Source organism: Pediococcus argentinicus (assembly GCF_001437605.1).
Classification (GTDB): Bacteria; Bacillota; Bacilli; order Lactobacillales; family Lactobacillaceae; genus Pediococcus; species Pediococcus argentinicus.
The window spans coordinates 1-20,256 of sequence record NZ_JQCQ01000003.1; the positions used below are offsets into that span (position 1 = coordinate 1).

Genomic DNA, 20,256 nt, shown 5'->3' on the forward strand with positions numbered 1-20,256 from the left:
CAGAGCTAATCTTAGTATGTTTATTTTGCACAAATTACATAATACCTAATGTCGTAGCAATGAGCCAGATGTTTAAAATAACTAACACAATTGCTGAAGTCCAAGCACAAATCTTAACCCACATCTTATTTGCAAATGGACCCATGATTGCCTTACTACTTGTAAAGATAATCAGTGGAATCATCGCAAATGGTAAAGCGACGCTCAGGAATACCTGTGAGAACGTTAGCATTCCTTCGATCTTTTCTTCATCACCGTGATAGTAAATAGCAAAAGCCAAAACCGGTGTGATTGAAATTAATCGAGTTAACAAACGTTGTGCCCATAATGGCATCTTCAAACGGATGAAGCCTTCCATAATGATTTGTCCTGAAAGTGTTCCCGTAATAGTTGAACTTTGTCCTGATGAAAGAAGGGCAATAGCAAACAACATACTTAGAACTGGACTTGCAATAGCACCAACAATTTTAGAATTACCAAGTGCATTGTATAAATCAACGAAACGACCTAATTCAGAGTTAGTTCCAAAGAATAGTGATGCTCCTAAGATTAATAGCAAACAGTTGACAACAAAGGCAACTGTTAATTGCATATTTGAATCAGCAACTGTATAACGAAGCGCACTTCTGACACTCTTTTCGTCATCACGATCAAAGTTTCTGGTTTGTGAAATTGATGATCCTAGATAAAGGTTATGGGGCATAACTGTCGCACCCACAATACCTAATCCAAGGTAGAGCATCGACTGATTTGTAACTAAATCCTTGTGTGGTACAAATCCTGCAAAGATTCCTGGAATATCTGGTCTTGATAAAACTACTTCATACAAGAAGACAAACAGGATTACCGCTACCAGAGTAGCAACGATTGCTTCAATTTTTCGAAAGCCTAATTTCATTAACAACAAGAGTAACAAAACATCAAATGCGGTAATGATAATACCAACAATTAGCGGAAATCCGAATAATAACTCAAGCGCAATACCCGAACCAATAATTTCAGCTACATCGGTCGCCATAATGGCCAGCTCTGTAATAATAAATAAAATAATTCCGCCAACTTTTGAAGTTCTCTCACGTGTTAATTGAGCTAAATCTCGACCAGTTACAATTCCCAAGCGAGCTGCCATAGCTTGAAGCAACATAGCAATTAAACTTGAAAGTAAGATAACGAAGATTAGCTTGTACTTAAACTGAGCTCCACCAGAAATTGAAGTAATCCAGTTTCCTGGATCCATATACCCAACTGAAACAAGTACCCCCGGTCCTAAGTATGCGAGGAATGTCTTCCATGGACCAGCATTTTGTGGAACTTCGATACTACCATTAATCTCATCTAAACTCTTGTTATGTCCATCTGTCTCAGCGACCATATGATGGTTCTTTGTACCCTTTGCACTATTGTGCTTCATCTTGATTTGATCTTTTTCTTTTGCCAAACCGATCCCTCTTTTCTACATTCTTTAATTAAAGAAAAATTATCGAACTACGATTACGGAAACATGTGCTCGTCTGGCAATTCGTAAACCAACCGCTCCTGGAACACGGTGGCTTGCATCTTCTGTGTCAGAACCACAAACAATTAAATCTGGGTCAAACTTTGGAATAACTTGATCTAAAATTACATCGTCAACGTCACCTGCGCCAACGCTAATGCCACGGACATTTTCGACCCCAGCTTTTTTAGCTTCTTCAACGTAATCTTCCACTGTTTGACGAACGTCATCTTCTTTTTTATTAATCTTGCCTGGTGTCATTGCATCAAAGATATTAATATCATCATCTTCTAAAACTGAAACAATGTGTAAATCTACACCATAATCATGTGCCATAGTAACGGCATATCGAAATGCATTTACGGATGAATTTGGATCATCCGCATCGATTGTTAATAAGATGCGTCGGAATACAAGTGGATTACTTAATTCCTCATTCTTCATAATGATCCTCCTTTGTTATTATTTTTTATCCCTCAATGATATTAACACTTGTATAAAGTAATTACTACAAATAATTTGGTTTTAACCATATTTTTTTTAGGTATACTAAACTTATAAATATATACGCTACACAAAATCGCTTAGTAACAGCCATTTGGAGCTAAATTAACCCAAAATAAAAACAAGCCCATTTTAATAAGCTTGCTCCTATAAATTATAACTTTTTCAGATTTACAACCTTAGTTTGTACTTGATCAACAAACTCCTGATCATGATCAATAAACAACATTGTTGGTTGGTATTTTAAAATTAATTCTTGAATCTGCTCTCTGGTAATCACATCTAAATAATTCAAGGGTTCATCCCAGATATACAGCTCTGCTCGTTCGCATAATGATCGGGCTAGAGCCACTTTTCGTTTCTGACCCATGCTCATGTCTTCTATATTATGGTCGAACAGACTTCTTTCAAATCCCAACTTTCGCAGGGCCGCTAATAATTCTTGTAAATCAACCTGCTTTTCTTCAGCAAATTTTCCTAATGAACCTGAAAGTTGATCAAAGTCTTGCGGTAAATATGAGACCGTCACATTTTTTCGAATATTTGCAGATCCACTTTCAATTAACTTCATATCTTGGTTCAAGAGTGCTTTAATGAAGGTCGATTTACCTACTCCATTCGGTCCTTCAACCACAATTCGGTCACCCGCTTTAAGTTCAAATGAAATGGAATGATTCAGAGTTCGACCATCTCTCTTTAGAATCAAGTCTTTCACTTCAACTAATGGCTTAACTGACCGGCTAGGTTCATACTGCAACGTCAGTGGTTCTTGAATCTCGATATTCTTAAGTAGACTCTTCTTTTCTTCAACCTTCTTGTCAGCTCGATTACGAATGTTTAAAGCCTTACTCATTACCTTAGCTGACTTATGACTGATAAAGCCTCGGTCCGGTACCCCATGACCCAGAATTTCACGTTCCGTCGCTCGGGACCATTCTTGTTTCTGTCGCGAAGCCTGTTCTAACTTCTTAATATCCTTTTGTAAATTGGCCTTTTCCGACCGCTCACGTTGATCCGTAGCTTCCCGTTCATTAGCCCATGTATCGTAATTCCCTTGGAAAACTGAAATTTCAGCCCGATCAATACTTAATACATGATCAATCACATCATTTAGAAAACGACGATCATGACTGATTACAATAAAGCCCTGTTTTTGTTTAAGATACTGAGCTAAAATCTGGCGTCCATCATAATCCAAATGGTTCGTCGGCTCATCAATTAGCTGAAAGGACTCCCGATCAGCAAACATCGCTGCTAAAAGAGCCTTAGTTTGTTGTCCCGGACTTAATTCTTCATAAATTTTGAAAATAATGTCATCTGGTAATCCAATTAACGACAATTCGCGTTCAACTTCCCAGAAGTTCGAATAATCTCTTCCAGTTTGTTCCATTAAAACCTGTTCTACTGTTTGTGTTCCATCTTTTACTGGTAACGGAAAGTAGTTGAATTTTAAGTTTGTTTCAACTGTTCCATTGAACTTTAATTGATTTTGTAAAATACGCAACAAAGTCGTTTTCCCTCGACCATTGCGTCCGATTAGGCCTAGTTTCCAATTCGAATCTAGTTCCAAGTTAACTTCACTGAACAACGGATCTATCTGTCCGTCATAGCTAAAGCTTAAGTTTTTAATTCTGATAATTCCCATTGATAAACATCTCCCTGCTTCTTGTGCAGTCACTTCGAGGTGTTCCACTATTATTCTGTTTTTGAGTAACAAAAAGACACTAGGTGTGCATTCCTAGTGTCGGTCAATAGTAATATACAAAAATACCAGAATTTAACATTCTGTAGAAGTAATATTACTGAGACCGAAAATCGCGGACTAATCCCGAAAATAACTGAAATCGTCATTTCAAATACTTTCAAAAAATTAACCAGCAATCTTCAATCCCATCAACATCCCTTCTGAATCCTAATTTAACTATATAATACCATGTAACTTTCTTTATGCAAGAGCTTCCATTGACTTTAACAAGCTGTTAAAGGCTCTGTAATATTCTGGTAAAATTAATTTACACTGTGTAAGAGTTTTACTTAATTTAAGTTCCACGTGAAACATATATCTTTTCCATATTTACGGTATACTAAATACATCAATAATTAATTTAAAAGGAGATTCAGAATTATGCGTATCTTAGCTATAATACTTGTTTTAATCGTTGCCATTGAACACGTTGGTATCATGGGACTAGAAATGGTTGCTCCAGCACGGATAGTTTCTAAAGCATTCAACATGCCCGAAGATGTTGTTTCTGATCCAAATGTTCATGTCGCACTTTCAAATCAGGGAGTTTATAACGGATTTGTAGCCTTAGCACTTCTACTAGCATTATTTATTCCAACTGGTAGTGTCATGAAAGTTCTACTCTTATGCTTCTTAGGATTTGTAATGGTTGCTGCAATCTATGGTGGTTTAACGGTTTACCGCAAGATCATGTTAATTCAAGGTGGTCCAGCATTCATCGCATTCTTACTAGTTTTATTCTTCATTTAGGACACAAAAAAACTGTGACCAATAGCCTTCCTTAGTCACAGTTTTAATTTTGTTATTTTAAATTAGTTTACGTGTCCAGCAAAGCTTGGTGCAAAACCAGAACTCAATGATTGAACTTTAACGTTTTCACCAGGTTGTGGTGCAGCAACGAATTGGCCACCACCGATGTAGATAGCAACGTGGTAAGTTGATCCTTCAGAACCCCAGAATAATAAATCGCCAGGTTGTGCATCTGAAACTGATTCTTTAGTTACTTTGCTTTCTTGTGTAACAGTAAAGTGACCTAAAGATTTACCAGTAGCTTTTTGGTAAACGTAGTCTGTTAAACCAGAGCAATCCATACCACTAAGTGATTCGCCACCCCAAACGTAAGGAATGTTCATGCTAGCGAGCTTCAATGCTTCTGCAACGACTCCGTTTGATGATTCAGCCTTAGTTGAAACTGGAGTTGCGACAGCTGTTTTATTAGTATTAGCTGTAGGCTGTAATTGTGGTTGAGCAAAGCTTTGTGTTTGTTCAGCTACTGGAGCACTTTGTTGAGGAGCGTTTGCTGCATTAGCAGAAACTGCTCCAACTGTACCTAGTGTCATACCTACTAAACCGACTGAGGCTACTAAAACTTTTTTGAAATTAATAATAATATTCACTCCTATAATTTTGTCTATGTCATTTATTTACAAGATTTATCTTACCGAGTGGAGATTACAACCATACCGTTATTTAATTACAGGCATATAACACATTATTACAGCATCACAATATAAGGAGAAATTATGAATAAAGTATTTAAAAGATATTTCGTCCCCATTCTTGTTTTTCTTGGAGTAACCTTCTTAGCTGGTTGCTCTGTTTTACCAAATTCTGGTTCCAATGGTGATAAGAATACATACCGAACTACTTCTAAGAGTGAGTATCGCACTAGCCGCAATGGTGAAAAGTACCTCTATGCTACTGCAATGGATGCTCCAAAACCTTCGAATGAAAATAAAGAAGCTAACCAGAGTCATCCAGATTTCACTAAGCTAAAATGGGATGGTAACGTCAATGATGTTGTCATCCAAGTTAACAATAATAAACCTACCTTCAACAGTAGTGAGCTAAGTACTAACCGTGGCGCATGGCAACAGTTCTCTAACCTAGATAACTTGAATCGTGCTCATACAGCTAACGCCATGCTAAATCGTAGTTTGATGCCCCGTGGACGTACTCGTGAACGTCTATTTATTCATCCAACCGCTTGGCACTTTAAGAAAGCTCCTGACGTTCCTGGTGGAACTCTTTATAATCGTTGTCATTTAATTGGATATCAATTTACTGGTCAAAATAACAATCCAAAAAATCTAGTTACTGGAACTCGTGCTTGCAATGCTAGTGATCATGCTGGCCAAATTTCACAACAAAATTACGAAAATGCCGTTGCAGATTATCTAAGACAAACTGGCCATGACGTGCGTTATCAAGTTGAACCCATTTATAAGGGCAATGATTTAATGGCTAGCGGAATTCATTTGATGGGACAATCAATTCAAGATTCTAAAATTAGTTTCAATGTTTACATTTTCAATGTTCAACCTGGTTATACTTTGAATTACGCGAACGGTTTCGCCCAAAAGAACTAGTTTCAGATGAAGTTCAACAATTGTTTCATTTAACTTAAATATACTAAGGAGAGTGGGAAAAAAGGCGATTTGACTCTGAGCATAGCATAGGAAATCGAATGATTCGCACTTGGAATCGTTTGGTTTTCGTAGCTAAGCACAAGAGTCAGCCTTGTTTCCCGGATTTAAACTATTAAAGTTCATGAACGTAGAAAAGAGTCAGAGCAAAATTTTTGCTCTGACTCTTTTTCATTTTATTCAAAGTTTTCTGCTCTGCGTTTCATTGATTCCATAATAACAATTAAAACAACAAGAAGAACTAGAATTACAATCATCCCAAAGCCATAGAACATTTCAAAAGAAGTTAATTCAATAATTGAACTACCAACTAATGGTCCAATTGCACGTCCCGCAGAAGGAAATGAACTGGCTAGACCTTGATACTTACCTTTTTGATCATACGGCGATAGCAAATTGACAATTGCTGGAATCGTTGGAAAGGCAATCGCTTCTCCAATTGTTAGCACAATCATAGCTAACAAGAAGTAGAAGTACTGATGTGCAATGGCTAGAATTCCAAATGACAACATGAAGAAGAATATTCCAAAGTACACTTGGTGATAAGGATCCTTGAATAATTTTCCACCTAAAGCACTCATTAATGCCTGAACCACTAAGATAAAGAATCCATTAACCGTCCAAAGGAAACTGTAGTCTCGAAGTGGAATGTGCAACTGCAACATGTAGACTGAAACCGTACTGTTCCATTGTTGATAGAAGATCCACATCACTAGCAAACCAATGAAAAATGACATGATAATTGTCATATTAACTTTGGGTACCACACTCTTTCCAGCTGCCGTTTCGCCATTATTGACATGACGATGCTGAACTGCTGGATCGACATGATAGGTAAGGCTTGCCACTATGAAGAAAATAGTAAATAGGACAACCGACACAATAAATAGTGGTGCCACACTATGCTTAAACATTAACCCAACTAGGGCTGTTCCGAGCATCACTCCTAAGTTTTGCACGAAGTATAGCATATTAAACACATAACGGCCGTCTCGGGCTCGAATAGTCGTTCCGAGTGAATTACTCAGCGTAGCAATCCAACCGGTCCCAAAACCAATTAAAACGAGCATAATGGGATAAATAGGCCAGGCATTAAAGAAGATCAACACAAACATTGCCGTCCACGTAAATGCAATTCCACCAAGAATTAAATAATAGCTATCATACTTATCAAATAACTGACCTGCTACAAATGCTCCAATGATACTTGCAACCGAATTTAAAAAGAGAACAATCCCCGCAGCCACCAGACTGTGACCTAATTCCTGATGCATATAGATGGTTGTTAATGGCCAAACGGCACTCATAGCAATACTGTCGATCAAGTTACCCAGTAATAGCCATCGTAATTTTAACTCGCGCATGTTGTCCTCCCTTATATAAATACCTTAATTTAATAACAACAGCGGACGATTTAAAATTTCAAATCATCCGCTGTTGTGTTAACTCAGCTCTTTTAAGTAGTACTATCCGTTGTCTGGTACGTAGGCTAACGATGAAAACTTGTTATAGGACTTAATAAATAATAAGTTGACCGTTCCACGCGCACCACTACGGTTTTTTTCAATAATAACTTCAACTGGACCTACGTTAGCATCCTCTTCATCCCGTGGATCATTTTGATCATCACTCTCATTATCACGTTCGTAGTAATCTTCACGATATAAGAAAGCAACAATATCAGCATCCTGTTCAATTGATCCAGATTCACGAATATCAGACATCACTGGTCGTTTATCTTGTCGTTGTTCCACACCACGAGAAAGCTGTGAAAGAGCAATAACAGGAACCCCTAGTTCTTTCGCCAATTTCTTTAATTGACGTGAAATAGCTGAAACTTCTTGTTGACGATTTTCTTGGCCGGATCCTTCAATCAACTGCAAATAATCAATCACAATTAATCCTAGGTTACCTTGTTCCTTAGCCAAGCGACGGCATTGAGCTCGAATCGCAGAAACTTTGATTCCGGGAGTATCATCGATAAAGATATTAGCTTTGGCCAATGAACCCATCGCAACAATCAAGTTTTGCCATTCTTCTTCACTCAACTGACCAGTTCTTAAATGGTTCGCATCAATACTGCCTTCTGCACAAAGCATACGATTAACTAACTGTTCCGCACCCATTTCCAAACTGAAGATTGCAACGGATTTATCAGTTTTAGTTCCGACGTTCTGAGCAATGTTCAGGGCAAAGGCGGTTTTACCAACCGCTGGACGAGCAGCCAAAATGATTAATTCATCTTCATGCAGTCCAGTTGTAATTTTATCTAATTCTCTAAATCCAGTTGGAAGTCCGGTAATATCATCATCATTTTGATAACGTTTATCGATTTCTTCCATGGTCGTTGTTAGAACTTCAGAAATAACTTTGAAACCAGCCTTATTACGGTTTTCTGAAACTTCCATAATTTGACGTTCAGCATCATCTAACAGTTCACTAACACTACCATCTTGGTTATAACCACTAGTAACAATCTTTGTAGCCGTGTTAATCAAACGACGTAAGATCGACTTTTCTTGCACAATCTTGGCATAGTAAGCCACATTAGCGGCGGTTGGAACTGAAGCAGCTAATTCAGCGATATAACTAATGCCACCAACATCTTCAATCTGGTTGCGTTCAGTTAAAGCATTATTAACTGTCACAACATCAATTGCTTCATCAGCGTCATTTAAGTCCACCATAACTTGGAAGATTACTTGATGAGCGTGACGATAAAAATCATCCGCCGTAATAAACTCCATGGCATCCACAATCGCATCCGTACTTAAAAAGATCGCTCCCAGAACAGCTTTTTCAGCTTCCTGGTTTTGCGGTGGCGTTTGATTCTCTAAAATTCCATTATCCATGTTTCTTCTCCCAAACTACCGTTGCTAATCCTATTGTTCGGATACGTGAACTCGAATTGTAGCCGTTACTTCTGGATGAAGTTTAACTGGTACATTCGTGTATCCCATCGTTTTAATTGGTTCGTGTAATTCAATTTTACGTTTATCAATTTTAATTTGAAATTGTTTTTCTAAAGCAGTTGCGATTTGTTTACTTGGAATTGATCCAAATAAACGACCGTCTTCACCAGACTTAGCCTTGATTTCAACCACTGTTTTATCAGCTTCAAGTTCAGTCTTTAGTGTCTTTGCTTCAGTGAGAATTTCTGCTTCATGTTTTTCTTCAGCTCTTTGTTGACCCTTTAATTGGCTCATAGCTGCGGCACTAGCTTCTTTAGCTTTACCATTTTTAATTAAAAAGTTTTGAGCATAACCATCAGGTACATTCTTAACCTGACCGCGTTTACCCTTACCCTTTACATCTTCAAGAAAAATAACTTTCATGATTTAGTCCTCCTCTTTTTCTTCCTCATCGGTTTTAGTTAAAATATCAACTAATTTCGTTTTAGCATCTGAAACAGTGACATCTTCTAACTGGGTTGCAGCCATGGCCAAATGACCACCGCCGCCTAGTTCTTCCATAATGATTTGCACATTTTCATTGCCACCACTACGAGCAGATATTCCTACTATTTTATCATCACGGCGCGTAATTACAAATGACGCTTCGACTCCAGAAATCTGCAGTAACGAGTCCGCCGCCTGTGCTGCCACAACAGGATCATATTTAGTATCATCCTCACCAACACAAATGGCATAAATATCTTTCACGAACTCAACAGATTCGATCAAATGGTTTCGTTGTAGATAGCTATCAACGTTTTCTTTCAAGAAGCCTCGAATAATATCCTCGTCAGCTCCTACAGAACGTAAATAACTAGCTGCATCAAAGGTTCTTGTCCCCGTTCGAACGGTAAATGACTTCGTATCGACTTCAATACCAGCTAACATTCCGGTAGCTTCAATTGGAAGGATTGGATCCCCATCATGAGATTGATATTCGAACATTTCGGTAATCAACTCACAAGTTGATGAAGCATATGGCTCAATGTAAACCAAAACTGGATTTTCAGGGAATTCAGTTCCTCGACGGTGATGATCAATAATAATTGTTCGGTTACTTAATTTTTCAAATAATTCAGGTGCTGCTGAGATTGATGGCTTAGAATGATCGACCATTACTAACAGGCTCTGACTAGTAGCATTTTCCACTGCTTGATCAGGGGTGATGATTGAGTTCTTAACATCTTCATCAAGTGAATCGATTAATCGTCTAACATCAGAATGCAAACCGGTTTGGTCTAAAACAATCCAACAGTCTTTCTTGTTCATTTGAGCAATCCGACGAATTCCTAAACACGCACCGATTGAATCTAAATCAGGACGAGAATGTCCCATAACAAAGACTTGATCAGACTGATTCATTAATTCTTGAACTGCTTGGCTAATCATTCGAGCTCTAACACGAGTCCGTTTTTCCATCGGATTAGTCTTACCGCCGTAGAAACGTGGTTGTTCATCATCCGTCTTAACAACAACTTGGTCACCACCACGACCCAAAGCCAAATCAAGATTACTCTGTGATAGGTCAGATAAATGATTTAAATCATCATCTCCATAAGCAATTCCGATACTGAGGGTAACCGGTGAATTTTGTTTAGAAGTTGATTCTCGGATGGTATCCAACAACTTGAAACTATCTTTTTCAACTTTGTCTAAAGTCTCACGATACATAATGACAAAGAAATGATCATCATCAACGCGTTTTAGATACATTCCAAATTGTTCAGCCCAACCAGAAACCTGATTGGTAACGAAATTATTCAAATTGGAAATATCAGAATCAGTCATTGATTGTGTGATTTCGTCATAGTTATCTAAGAAAATCTGTCCAATAACCACTTTTCGATTATCAAAGGCCTCTTGCATCTTAGCGTAGAGGGTAATATCCATTAGGTAAACCGCATGATCTTCTGGTTCAACCGTAATTTCAAATCGATTTTCACCCCACGTAATGTGAGTCGTATCAGCATCTTCAGCATTATAGTTTTTTATAAAACCTGCCAAGTCTTTATCAACATCTTCTAAAGGACGTCCCAAAACCTGTTTATCACCAAAATATCTTTGTAAGTACGGATTAACCCATTCAATTCGATTTTGTTCGCTATAAATTAAAATTCCGACAGGCATTGAAAGTGTAGCTTCCTGTTCACTTCGATCAATCCGAAATGAAAGGTCTGTAATGTACTTATTGGTCTCTTCAGCCAATACGCCAAGAGTGCGTACACTAAATACACCGCCTATCACAACCAACAACAGCATGATTAAGCCGATAATAATATTGATATAGAAAGCCAAGGCCAGTCCAACTAGTGATAAGAATATGATTACACCAGTTAAAACTGCAACCCGTGGATTTCGTATGAAGGCTGGAATGCGATCTACAAATTTCATGGTTTTCTCCCGTCTGAATTTAACAACACTATGTTAATTTTAGCATAAATAGGTTCACTTGTGGCCTAGTCACGCTGCTTCAATATTCTTTATGTAAAATAAAAAAACATTAAACCAAACGGTCTAATGTTTTTGATTAATATTAGTCTTCTGCTACGAATGGTAGTAAGCCCATGATACGTGAACGTTTGATTGCAATAGTCAAACGACGTTGGTTCTTAGCACTTGTACCTGTAACACGACGAGGCAAGATCTTTCCGCGTTCTGAGATGAAACGCTTTAAAAGTTCTGTGTCTTTGTAATCGATGTATTCGATGTGATTAGCAGCAATGTAATCTACCTTACGGCGACGACGGTTACCACCACGTTTTTGAAATGCCATGTGATTTCCCTCCTCTAATTATTAGAATGGTAAATCATCATCAGAGATATCAATTGATTGTCCGCCGTTAGCGAATGGATCATTCGGATTACTATTTGGTTGTTGTGCACCTGAATCTGATTGACCCGCATCAAATGGATTTGATGATGGTTGAGAAGGCATAGATCCTTGACTATCATTGTGACTTTCACTACTTTGACGACGTTCAGATTCTGAACGAGATTCAAGCAATGAGAAGTTATCAGCAACGACTTCCGTTACAAACACTCTTTGGCCCTGTTGGTTTTCGTAATTTCTGGTCTGAATACGACCATCAATACCAACGAGGGAACCCTTTCGAGTAAAGTTTGCGAAGTTTTCTGCAGCTTTACGCCACATTACACAGTTAATGAAATCGGCTTCCCGTTCTCCCTGTGAGTTCGTAAACTGGCGGTTAACAGCAACTGTAAAAGATACAACTGCAGCACCACTACCTGTATATCGTAATTCAGGATCTCTTGTTAGGCGTCCTACGAGTACTGTTCGGTTAATCATATAGGATCCGCTCCTTCCTTTGTTTAAAAGTTAAGTTCTTAGTTTATATTAACGGACAACGATCATGTGACGGAGAATTCCATCAGTAATCTTTGAAATACGGTCGAATTCGTTAAGGGCTTTGTCGTCTGTTGCTGTTGCATTGATGACGTGGTAAATACCTTCGTTAAATCCACCAATTTCATAAGCAAAACGACGTTTGGACCAGTCCTTTGAATCAATAACTTCAGCGCCATTATCCTTCAAAATACCGTCAAAACGTTCTACAAGAGCAGTTTTAGCAGCATCATCTAGATTAGGAGCGATGATATAAGTGATTTCATAGTTCTTTTGTTCCATGTGTTCTACACCTCCTCACGGTCTATAGGTTCTCTATCACAACGTAGAGAACAAGGAAAGTTTGCTCCAAATAGTGAGCAACTCACAAATAAAAAGTATAACACCTGTAACTCATAGAAGCAATCCAATAAACAAAAAACCTGAATTTACGATATATAACTAAGTACATCGAAATTCAGGTTTTGATTTTTATTCTTCTGTTTTTTCTGGATTTTCTGTTACTTCTGCAGTTGTTGATTGTTCTTCAACTTCAGTAGTTTCCTCATCCGGTTCTGGAGCAACTTTAGCCATTGTGGCTACCTTTGATCCTTCATCAATTCGAATTACGTGAACACCAAGTGTTGCACGACCAGTTTGTGAAACTGAATCAATATTAAAGCGAATCATAACTCCACGATCCGTAATTAACATGATATCTTCTTCACCACTGACAGTCGTTAATCCAGCTAATGGTCCGTTCTTTTCAGTGATATTAGCAGTTTTAATACCTTTACCACCACGACCCTTGATTGGATACTCGCCAGCTGGTGTTTGTTTTCCGTAACCATTTTCCGTAATGATTAAGACATTACTATCTGGTTTAAGAATATCAACACCAACAACATAATCTTCATCCCGCAAACGAATTCCGCGAACCCCAGTAGCCGAACGTCCCATTGAGCGAACATCCTTTTCACTAAAGCTAACTGCGTAACCCTTATGCGTTCCGATGATAATGTTCTCATCACCGGAAGTAATCGCAACGTTAATTAGTTCATCTTCTTCTTTCAAATTAATAGCTTTAAGACCATTGCTTCGAATATTCAAGAACTCACTAACCGGTGTTCGTTTAGCAACACCTTTCAAGGTTGTGAAGAACAAGAAACGATTTTCGTTGTCTTCATCACCATTGTTACGACCAATGTTAATGACGGCTTGAATCTTCTCGCCGTTGCTAACACCGAGCAAGTTAATAACTGGAATTCCTTTAGCAGTACGACTGTATTCGGGAATTTCATAACCCTTCATGCTGTAGACCTTACCAGCGTTGGTAAAGAATAAGAGCACGTCATGGGTTGAAGTAGAAATTAGGTTCTCAATAAAGTCGTCATCATGAACACCCATCCCTTGGATTCCACGACCACCACGATGCTGAGTCTTAAATTCAGAAGTAGCCATTCGTTTAACGTAACCATTGTGAGTTAACGTAACCATGACGTCTTCTTCTTCAATCAAGTCCTCATCTTCAAGGCTTAAAACTTCACCAATCATCAATTCGGTTCGACGTGGATCGCCAAATTTAGCTTGAATTTCTAGTAATTCGTCATAAATAATTTGGTTAACACGTTCTTTATGAGCCAAGATATCACGGTAGTCTGTAATGGCTGCCATAACTTTGTTGTACTCATCTTCAACCTTTTCACGTTCCAAACCAGTTAAACGAACCAAACGCATATCAAGAATGGCTTGTGCTTGTTTGTCTGAAAGTGAATAGTTGTTCATCAATTGATCGTTAGCTACTTCAGCGGTTTGTGAATTACGGATAATCGAGATAATTTCATCGATATGATCAAGGGCAATTCGTAAACCTTCTAAAATGTGAGCTCGAGCTTCAGCCCGTTTCAAGTCAAATTGTGTACGACGAGTAATAACTTCTTCTTGGTGAACTAAGTATTTCTGTAAAATTTCTTTTAAGCTGAGAATCTTTGGAGCACCGTCAACGATTGCCAACATGTTAAATCCAAAGGTGGTCTGCATTAAGGTCATTTTGTATAAGTTGTTTAAGACAACTGAAGCACTGGTATCACGACGAACATCAACAACTACTCGTAACCCTTCACGGTCAGATTCATCGTTAACGTCAGTGATTCCTTCGATTCGTTTGTCACGAGCTAATTCAGCAATTCGTTCAATTAACTTAGCCTTGTTAACCATGTAAGGCAACTCAGTGACAACAATCTTTTCACGACCATTTTTTTCTGTATCAATATCCACTTTGGCACGTAAAATAATCGTTCCATGACCAGTTTCGTAAGCTTTACGAATACCAGATTTACCCATAACAATTCCGCCAGTAGGAAAATCAGGACCGGGAACAGCTTCCATCAAATCAGCAACAGTTGCTTCTGGGTTATCCATCAAAATATGAATAGCAGCAATTACTTCACCCAAATTGTGCGGTGGAATATTGGTTGTCATACCAACAGCAATCCCGGTTGCACCGTTAACTAGTAAATTTGGAAAACGAGCTGGTAAAACCTTAGGTTCACGTTCTGTTCCATCATAATTTTCTTGGAAATCAACCGTGTTTTTATTAATATCACGGAGCATTTCCAAAGTAATCTTACTCATTCGAGCTTCGGTATAACGCATAGCAGCGGCGCCATCACCATCGACGGAACCGAAGTTACCATGACCATCAACTAGCATGTAACGATAACTAAAGTCTTGCGCCATACGAACCATTGATTCGTAAATTGCGGAGTCACCATGGGGATGGTACTTACCCATAACATCCCCAACAATTCTGGCAGATTTCTTATATGGTTTTTCAGGTGTAACTCCCAGTTCATTCATCCCGTATAAAATACGACGATGCACTGGCTTTAATCCATCACGTACGTCTGGTAGGGCCCGAGCTACGATAACACTCATTGCGTAATCTAAGAATGAGGTCCGCATTTCGTTTCCTAAATTGACGTTTGTAATTCGACTTGGCATTTCTTCTGGCAAATCGTTCTACCTCCTTGTTTGGTAGTTATTTTAACCGTACTGTTCAAATTAAATATCCAAATTCTTAACGTAAACCGCGTTTTCTTCGATGAATTTACGACGAGGTTCAACCTTGTCACCCATCAACATTTCAAAATCAGCACTAGCTGCATCAGCATCTTCAGCTGAAACTCGAAGCAAACGACGATTATCTGGATTCATGGTTGTATCCCATAGTTGTTCCGCATCCATTTCACCAAGACCTTTGTATCGTTGAATAACTGGTTTAGGTGATGGTGGCAATTGTCCCAACACTTCATCAAGTTCTTCGTCGGAATCGATATATTGGATCATCTTACCCTGACGAACCTGGTAAAGAGGTGGCTGAGCAATATAAACGAACCCAGCGTCAATCATCGGACGCATGTAACGGTAGAACAATGTTAATAACAACGTTCTAATATGTGCACCATCGACATCGGCATCAGTCATGATAATTAATTTATGATAATTAGCTTTGGTAACATCAAATTCTTCACCAAATCCAGTACCTAGTGCAGTGAACAATGAACGAATTTCTTCGTTAGCTAAAACACGGTCTAACGTTGCTTTTTCAACGTTCAGGATCTTACCACGAATTGGCAAAATTGCTTGTGTTAAACGTGAACGACCTGATTTAGCACTACCACCGGCGGAATCACCCTCGACGATAAACAATTCACTGATTGCAGGATCTTTAGAAGTATTATCAGCCAATTTACCTGGTAGATTATTAAGTTCCAAACCGCTCTTCTTACGTGTTACTTCACGCGCACGTTTAGCAGCGATTCGAGCTCGGGATGCTAACATTCCTTTTTCAACAACCTGACGAGCCACTGTTGGGTTTTCCATCAAGAATTTATTGAAATGCTCTGAAAAAATTTCGTTAACAGCTGTTCGAGCATCGGAATTACCCAACTTGGTCTTAGTTTGACCTTCAAATTGGGGATCTGGATGCTTAACACTGACAACGGCAGTCAAACCTTCACGAACGTCATCACCAGACAACTTTTCGTCGTTATCTTTTAGAATGCCAGAACTCTTAGCGTAATCATTGATTACACGAGTTAAAGCACGTTTGAATCCTTCTTCATGGGTTCCACCTTCGTAGGTATGAATGTTATTTGTAAATGTTAGTAACTTACTTTGGTATCCTTCGGTATATTGCATAGCAACTTCAACCGTAATACCTTTTTTAATGCCTTCAACGTAGATTGGATCTGGGAAAATAACTTCTTTTCCTGCGTTCAAATATTCGACGTAGTGCTTAATTCCACCCTCGTATAAGAAATCATCTTCCGTGGGCTTTTCAGGACGCATATCCTTCAAAGTAATTCGTAAACCCTTATTTAAAAAGGCTAACTCACGAATTCGGGTTCTAAGCACTTTAATATCATATTCAGTTGTTTCTTGGAAGATATCTGGATCTGGAACGAAATGGACAATGGTTCCACGTGCTTCAGGATCCGTATCTCCGATAACTTTCATTTCAGTTTTAACTTTACCGCGCGCAAAATCCATGTAATAGATTTCGCCATTACGAAGGACCCGAACATCTAATTCAGTTGAGAGCGCATTAACAACGGAAGCCCCAACACCATGAAGTCCCCCAGATACTTTGTATCCGCCACCGCCGAATTTACCACCAGCATGAAGGATTGTAAAAACTGTTTCGAGGGCTGATTTACCAGTCTTCTTTTGAACATCAACTGGAATACCACGACCATTATCAGTGACCGTGATACTGTTATCTTTTTCAACAACGACATCAATCTTGTCAGCAAATCCAGCCAACGCTTCATCGATACCATTATCGATAATTTCCCATACCAAATGATGGAGACCTTGGGAGCTAGTTGAACCAATATACATCCCGGGACGTTTACGAACCGCCTCAAGTCCTTCTAAAACTTGGATCTGGCTCGCATCATATTCTTTTGCTAATTCTTCTTTGGTTTCTTTTTCGTCTGCCACCAGTTATTCCTCCTCAGTTGATTCCAAAATTCCATGCTGAATGTTAAAGACATTCGGCTCGTTAATTAATTGTTGCGCGACGCCACTTAAGCTCGTCGTTGTAATAAAGGTTTGCACCTTATTTTGAATTGCCGTCAGTAAATGGGTTTGGCGACTGTCATCTAATTCAGATAGCACATCGTCTAATAGCAAAATTGGATACTCGCCTGTTTCCTCTTTCATCAGGTCAATTTCAGCTAACTTAACACTCAGTGCAGTGGTTCGTTGTTGGCCCTGGGAACCAAAAGTTGAAACATTCTTGCCATTCACTCGAAATTGAACATCGTCCAAATGTGGACCAACCAACGTCCGTCCTTGTTGAATCTCTTTACTACGTTGTTTTTGAAAGAGCTCTTGTAACGCAGCATAGATTGTTTCAACTGAATCCACTTGTTTTGACGTTAAAGGTGAAACGTATTGAAACGTTAACTCTTCTTTACCTTGTGCAATTTCATGATGGACGCCCTGTGACCACTTTTCTAACTTCTCCAAAAAGGCAATTCGTTGAAAAATGATTTCAGCGCCATGTGCTGCCAATTGATCCGATAAAACATCTAAAAAGACCTCATCGGCCTTTTGTTTCATCTGCAACTGTTTCAAGTAAAGATTACGTTGTTTCAAAACTGCTCGATACTGAGCCAAGTTATAAAGATATTTGGGGCTCATTTGTCCAAACTCCATATCAATAAACCGACGTCGAACTGCTGGAGCACCTTTTACAATCGAAAGATCCTCCGGCGCAAATAAGATCACATTCAACTGACCAATATACGAAGAGAGCTTACTCTGTTCGATATGATTTACTTTGGCTTTCTTACCCTTTGAAGTCAGTGAAATCTCTAATGGTGTTGCACTTAAATCCTTTTGCACTTCACCCTTAACCAAAGCTTCTTTGGCTTTCCAGTTAATCAGATCATGATCGTTAGAAGTTCGATGACTACGTGTCAATGCCAAAAAATAAATTGACTCTAATAAATTGGTTTTACCCTGAGCATTTTCACCCAACAAAACGTTAATACCAGGTCCAAACTGCACTTCTAACTCCGAATAATTACGAAAATTGTGCAGCTGCAAAGTTTTTAAATACATTTACTTACCAGACTTTGATTTGATTATAAAACTGCCTTCTCCCGGAACCTCAATAACGTAGTCCGGATATAATTTACGACCGCGACGATCGTCATGTTCCTGATTTACAAGAACCGTATTTTCTCTCAAGTACCATTTTGCCTGACCACCAGTACCAACAATGCCTTCTTCTTTTAGCATTTGGCCTAATGTGATGAATGGCGTTGTAATTTTAATCTCTTTTTCCATGTCTTCACCCTCACAATATACCTCTGTATTATACCGTTTTTAGGAGGTAAAAACAATTTTATCGGCAGATTTTCGCGTTCTGAGCGTTTTTAGTTGTCTTGAACCATTTTTATTAAAAAAGAGCTTATTTACCCGAAATGAGTATTTTTTCGCAATTTTAGCCTTCTTCGACTAAAACAAACAAAAAAAGCCAACTTGGATTTAGTCCAAATTAGCTTAATTTTATTTTCACTTGCTGATTTTAGAATGTTCGAACAGGAGTAATCAATTGAATAAAGTTTTCACGATCTTCAGTTGGTACCAATGTGAACGGACGTAATGCAGATGTGAAGGACATATCGATTTCAGTTTGACCGAAAGAACGAAGCGCATCTTTCATGTAATCAGGGTTAAATGAAATCTCTAAATCTTCCCCAGTCACTGATTTAGTAGCAATCTGTTCTTCAACATTTCCGACTTCAGGAGAATCACCTGAAATTTTAACAACTTGATCAGCAGCACTAACGGTTAATTTAACCACATTGTTACGACCTTCATGTGAAAGTAATGAAGCACGTTCGATGGAAGCTAACAAATCAGATGCTGAGAATTCCAAGTTAGTTGTTGATTCAGTTGGAATCAAACGGGATGTATCAGGATAGTTACCTTCTAACAAACGTGAATAGAATAAAGTATCGTCAAATGTGAAGAGTGCTTGGTTTTCAGAAACCTGCATCTTAATTGTCTTAACTGATTCATCCAACATTCTGGTAAGTTCAATCAAACTCTTACCTGGAATAATGATGTCATAACTCTCCGTTGTGTTGCCGGGAAGCTTTACAATTCGTTGGCTTAAACGATGACTATCCGTTGCAACAGCAGTTAATTGATCACCATCTAACTTAAAGTGAATCCCAGTCAATATTGGACGACTTTCTTGGTTAGAAACAGCGATAACAGTTTCACGTACTAATTCACTAAATACTTCAGAGTCCAATTCAATTGTTGTTTGGCTATCAATTTCTGGTAGATGTGGGAAGTTATTAGCATCTAAACCATTAATCTTAAATTCAGCTGCCCCAGAAGTAATTGTAGTCTGGAAACCATCTGAAACAGTTAAAGTAAGAGTTTCATCAGGGAGTTTCTTAACAATTTCACCAAAGAAACGAGCTGTTAAAACTACTGATCCAGTACTTTCAATGTTTAATCCAGCTTCTTCATCGCTAGTTAAAATTGTAGTTTCAATTGAAATATCAGTATTGCTACCAGTCAAAATGATTTGATCATCTTCAACTTCTAGTTTTAAACCAGTCAATATTGGAATAGTCGTTTTAGAAGAGATTGCTCTTTGAACGGCATTTAACTTTTTAATAAAAGCATTTCGTTTAATAGTAAATTGCATATGTTTGGAACTCCTTTTATTTGGTGACGTTTTTAATATATTTAAT

General features: G+C 38.4%; 18 protein-coding genes. 2 read left to right on the forward strand and 16 right to left on the reverse strand.

Going from position 1 to position 20,256, the window contains the following annotated elements:
• Positions 1-34 precede the first annotated feature (34 nt).
• From IV88_RS01115 to abc-f, 3 genes are all read right to left on the reverse strand, one after another.
• A complete protein-coding gene (locus IV88_RS01115) occupies positions 35-1,411 on the reverse strand; it encodes an Nramp family divalent metal transporter (RefSeq protein ID WP_057798003.1) in 1,377 nt (458 codons plus the stop codon).
• A gap of 66 nt (positions 1,412-1,477) precedes the next feature.
• Positions 1,478-1,939, reverse strand: a complete 462-nt coding sequence (locus IV88_RS01120; protein ID WP_057797862.1) for a universal stress protein — start codon at positions 1,937-1,939, stop codon at positions 1,478-1,480.
• A gap of 214 nt (positions 1,940-2,153) precedes the next feature.
• Entirely contained in the window at positions 2,154-3,644 is a 1,491-nt protein-coding gene (gene abc-f, locus IV88_RS01125) for a ribosomal protection-like ABC-F family protein (protein ID WP_057797863.1), read from the reverse strand.
• Between the two features lie 480 nt (positions 3,645-4,124).
• Between abc-f and IV88_RS01130 the strand changes: the two genes are divergently transcribed.
• Positions 4,125-4,493 carry a DUF1304 domain-containing protein gene (locus tag IV88_RS01130; RefSeq protein WP_057797865.1) on the forward strand — a complete coding sequence of 123 codons (369 nt, stop codon included), beginning with the start codon at positions 4,125-4,127 and terminating at the stop codon, positions 4,491-4,493.
• Positions 4,494-4,555: 62 nt separating this feature from the next.
• On the opposite strand, the gene IV88_RS09530 is transcribed toward IV88_RS01130, so the two are convergent.
• Entirely contained in the window at positions 4,556-5,083 is a 528-nt protein-coding gene (locus tag IV88_RS09530) for a C40 family peptidase (RefSeq protein WP_083486814.1), read from the reverse strand.
• A 183-nt stretch (positions 5,084-5,266) separates the two neighbouring features.
• On the opposite strand from IV88_RS09530, the gene IV88_RS01140 reads away from it, so the two are divergent.
• Positions 5,267-6,112, forward strand: coding sequence for a DNA/RNA non-specific endonuclease (locus IV88_RS01140; protein WP_057797868.1), 846 nt, complete (start codon positions 5,267-5,269; stop codon positions 6,110-6,112).
• Between the two features lie 233 nt (positions 6,113-6,345).
• Here IV88_RS01140 and IV88_RS01145 read toward each other — a convergent pair whose 3' ends face one another.
• The 12 genes from IV88_RS01145 to dnaN form a co-directional block, all read right to left on the reverse strand.
• Entirely contained in the window at positions 6,346-7,533 is a 1,188-nt protein-coding gene (locus IV88_RS01145) for an MDR family MFS transporter (protein ID WP_057797871.1), read from the reverse strand.
• A gap of 102 nt (positions 7,534-7,635) precedes the next feature.
• Positions 7,636-9,021: a replicative DNA helicase gene (gene dnaB / locus IV88_RS01150; protein WP_057797873.1), complete on the reverse strand. Its 1,386-nt coding sequence runs from the start codon at positions 9,019-9,021 to the stop codon at positions 7,636-7,638.
• A 30-nt stretch (positions 9,022-9,051) separates the two neighbouring features.
• Positions 9,052-9,504: a 50S ribosomal protein L9 gene (gene rplI, locus IV88_RS01155; RefSeq protein ID WP_057797874.1), complete on the reverse strand. Its 453-nt coding sequence runs from the start codon at positions 9,502-9,504 to the stop codon at positions 9,052-9,054.
• 3 nt (positions 9,505-9,507) lie between these two features.
• Positions 9,508-11,514 carry a DHH family phosphoesterase gene (locus IV88_RS01160; RefSeq protein WP_057797877.1) on the reverse strand — a complete coding sequence of 669 codons (2,007 nt, stop codon included), beginning with the start codon at positions 11,512-11,514 and terminating at the stop codon, positions 9,508-9,510.
• Positions 11,515-11,656: 142 nt separating this feature from the next.
• Positions 11,657-11,896 (reverse strand): 30S ribosomal protein S18, encoded by a 240-nt coding sequence (gene rpsR / locus IV88_RS01165; RefSeq protein WP_057797879.1) that lies wholly within the window; start codon positions 11,894-11,896, stop codon positions 11,657-11,659.
• 21 nt (positions 11,897-11,917) lie between these two features.
• Positions 11,918-12,430 (reverse strand): single-stranded DNA-binding protein, encoded by a 513-nt coding sequence (gene ssb, locus IV88_RS01170; protein ID WP_057797881.1) that lies wholly within the window; start codon positions 12,428-12,430, stop codon positions 11,918-11,920.
• A gap of 48 nt (positions 12,431-12,478) precedes the next feature.
• Positions 12,479-12,769, reverse strand: a complete 291-nt coding sequence (gene rpsF, locus IV88_RS01175) for a 30S ribosomal protein S6 (protein ID WP_057797883.1) — start codon at positions 12,767-12,769, stop codon at positions 12,479-12,481.
• Between the two features lie 189 nt (positions 12,770-12,958).
• The gene (gene gyrA, locus IV88_RS01180) at positions 12,959-15,469 is read right to left on the reverse strand and encodes a DNA gyrase subunit A (RefSeq protein ID WP_147165211.1); all 2,511 of its coding nucleotides are present in this window, start codon (positions 15,467-15,469) and stop codon (positions 12,959-12,961) included.
• A 60-nt stretch (positions 15,470-15,529) separates the two neighbouring features.
• Complete coding sequence (gyrB, locus tag IV88_RS09155) at positions 15,530-17,473, reverse strand: DNA topoisomerase (ATP-hydrolyzing) subunit B (RefSeq protein ID WP_057797887.1); 1,944 nt, start codon at positions 17,471-17,473, stop codon at positions 15,530-15,532.
• A gap of 3 nt (positions 17,474-17,476) precedes the next feature.
• Positions 17,477-18,601: a DNA replication/repair protein RecF gene (recF, locus tag IV88_RS09160; protein WP_057797889.1), complete on the reverse strand. Its 1,125-nt coding sequence runs from the start codon at positions 18,599-18,601 to the stop codon at positions 17,477-17,479.
• Positions 18,602-18,829, reverse strand: coding sequence for a S4 domain-containing protein YaaA (gene yaaA / locus IV88_RS01195; protein ID WP_057797891.1), 228 nt, complete (start codon positions 18,827-18,829; stop codon positions 18,602-18,604).
• 241 nt (positions 18,830-19,070) lie between these two features.
• Positions 19,071-20,210, reverse strand: coding sequence for a DNA polymerase III subunit beta (dnaN, locus tag IV88_RS01200; RefSeq protein WP_057797893.1), 1,140 nt, complete (start codon positions 20,208-20,210; stop codon positions 19,071-19,073).
• Positions 20,211-20,256: the final 46 nt, after the last annotated feature.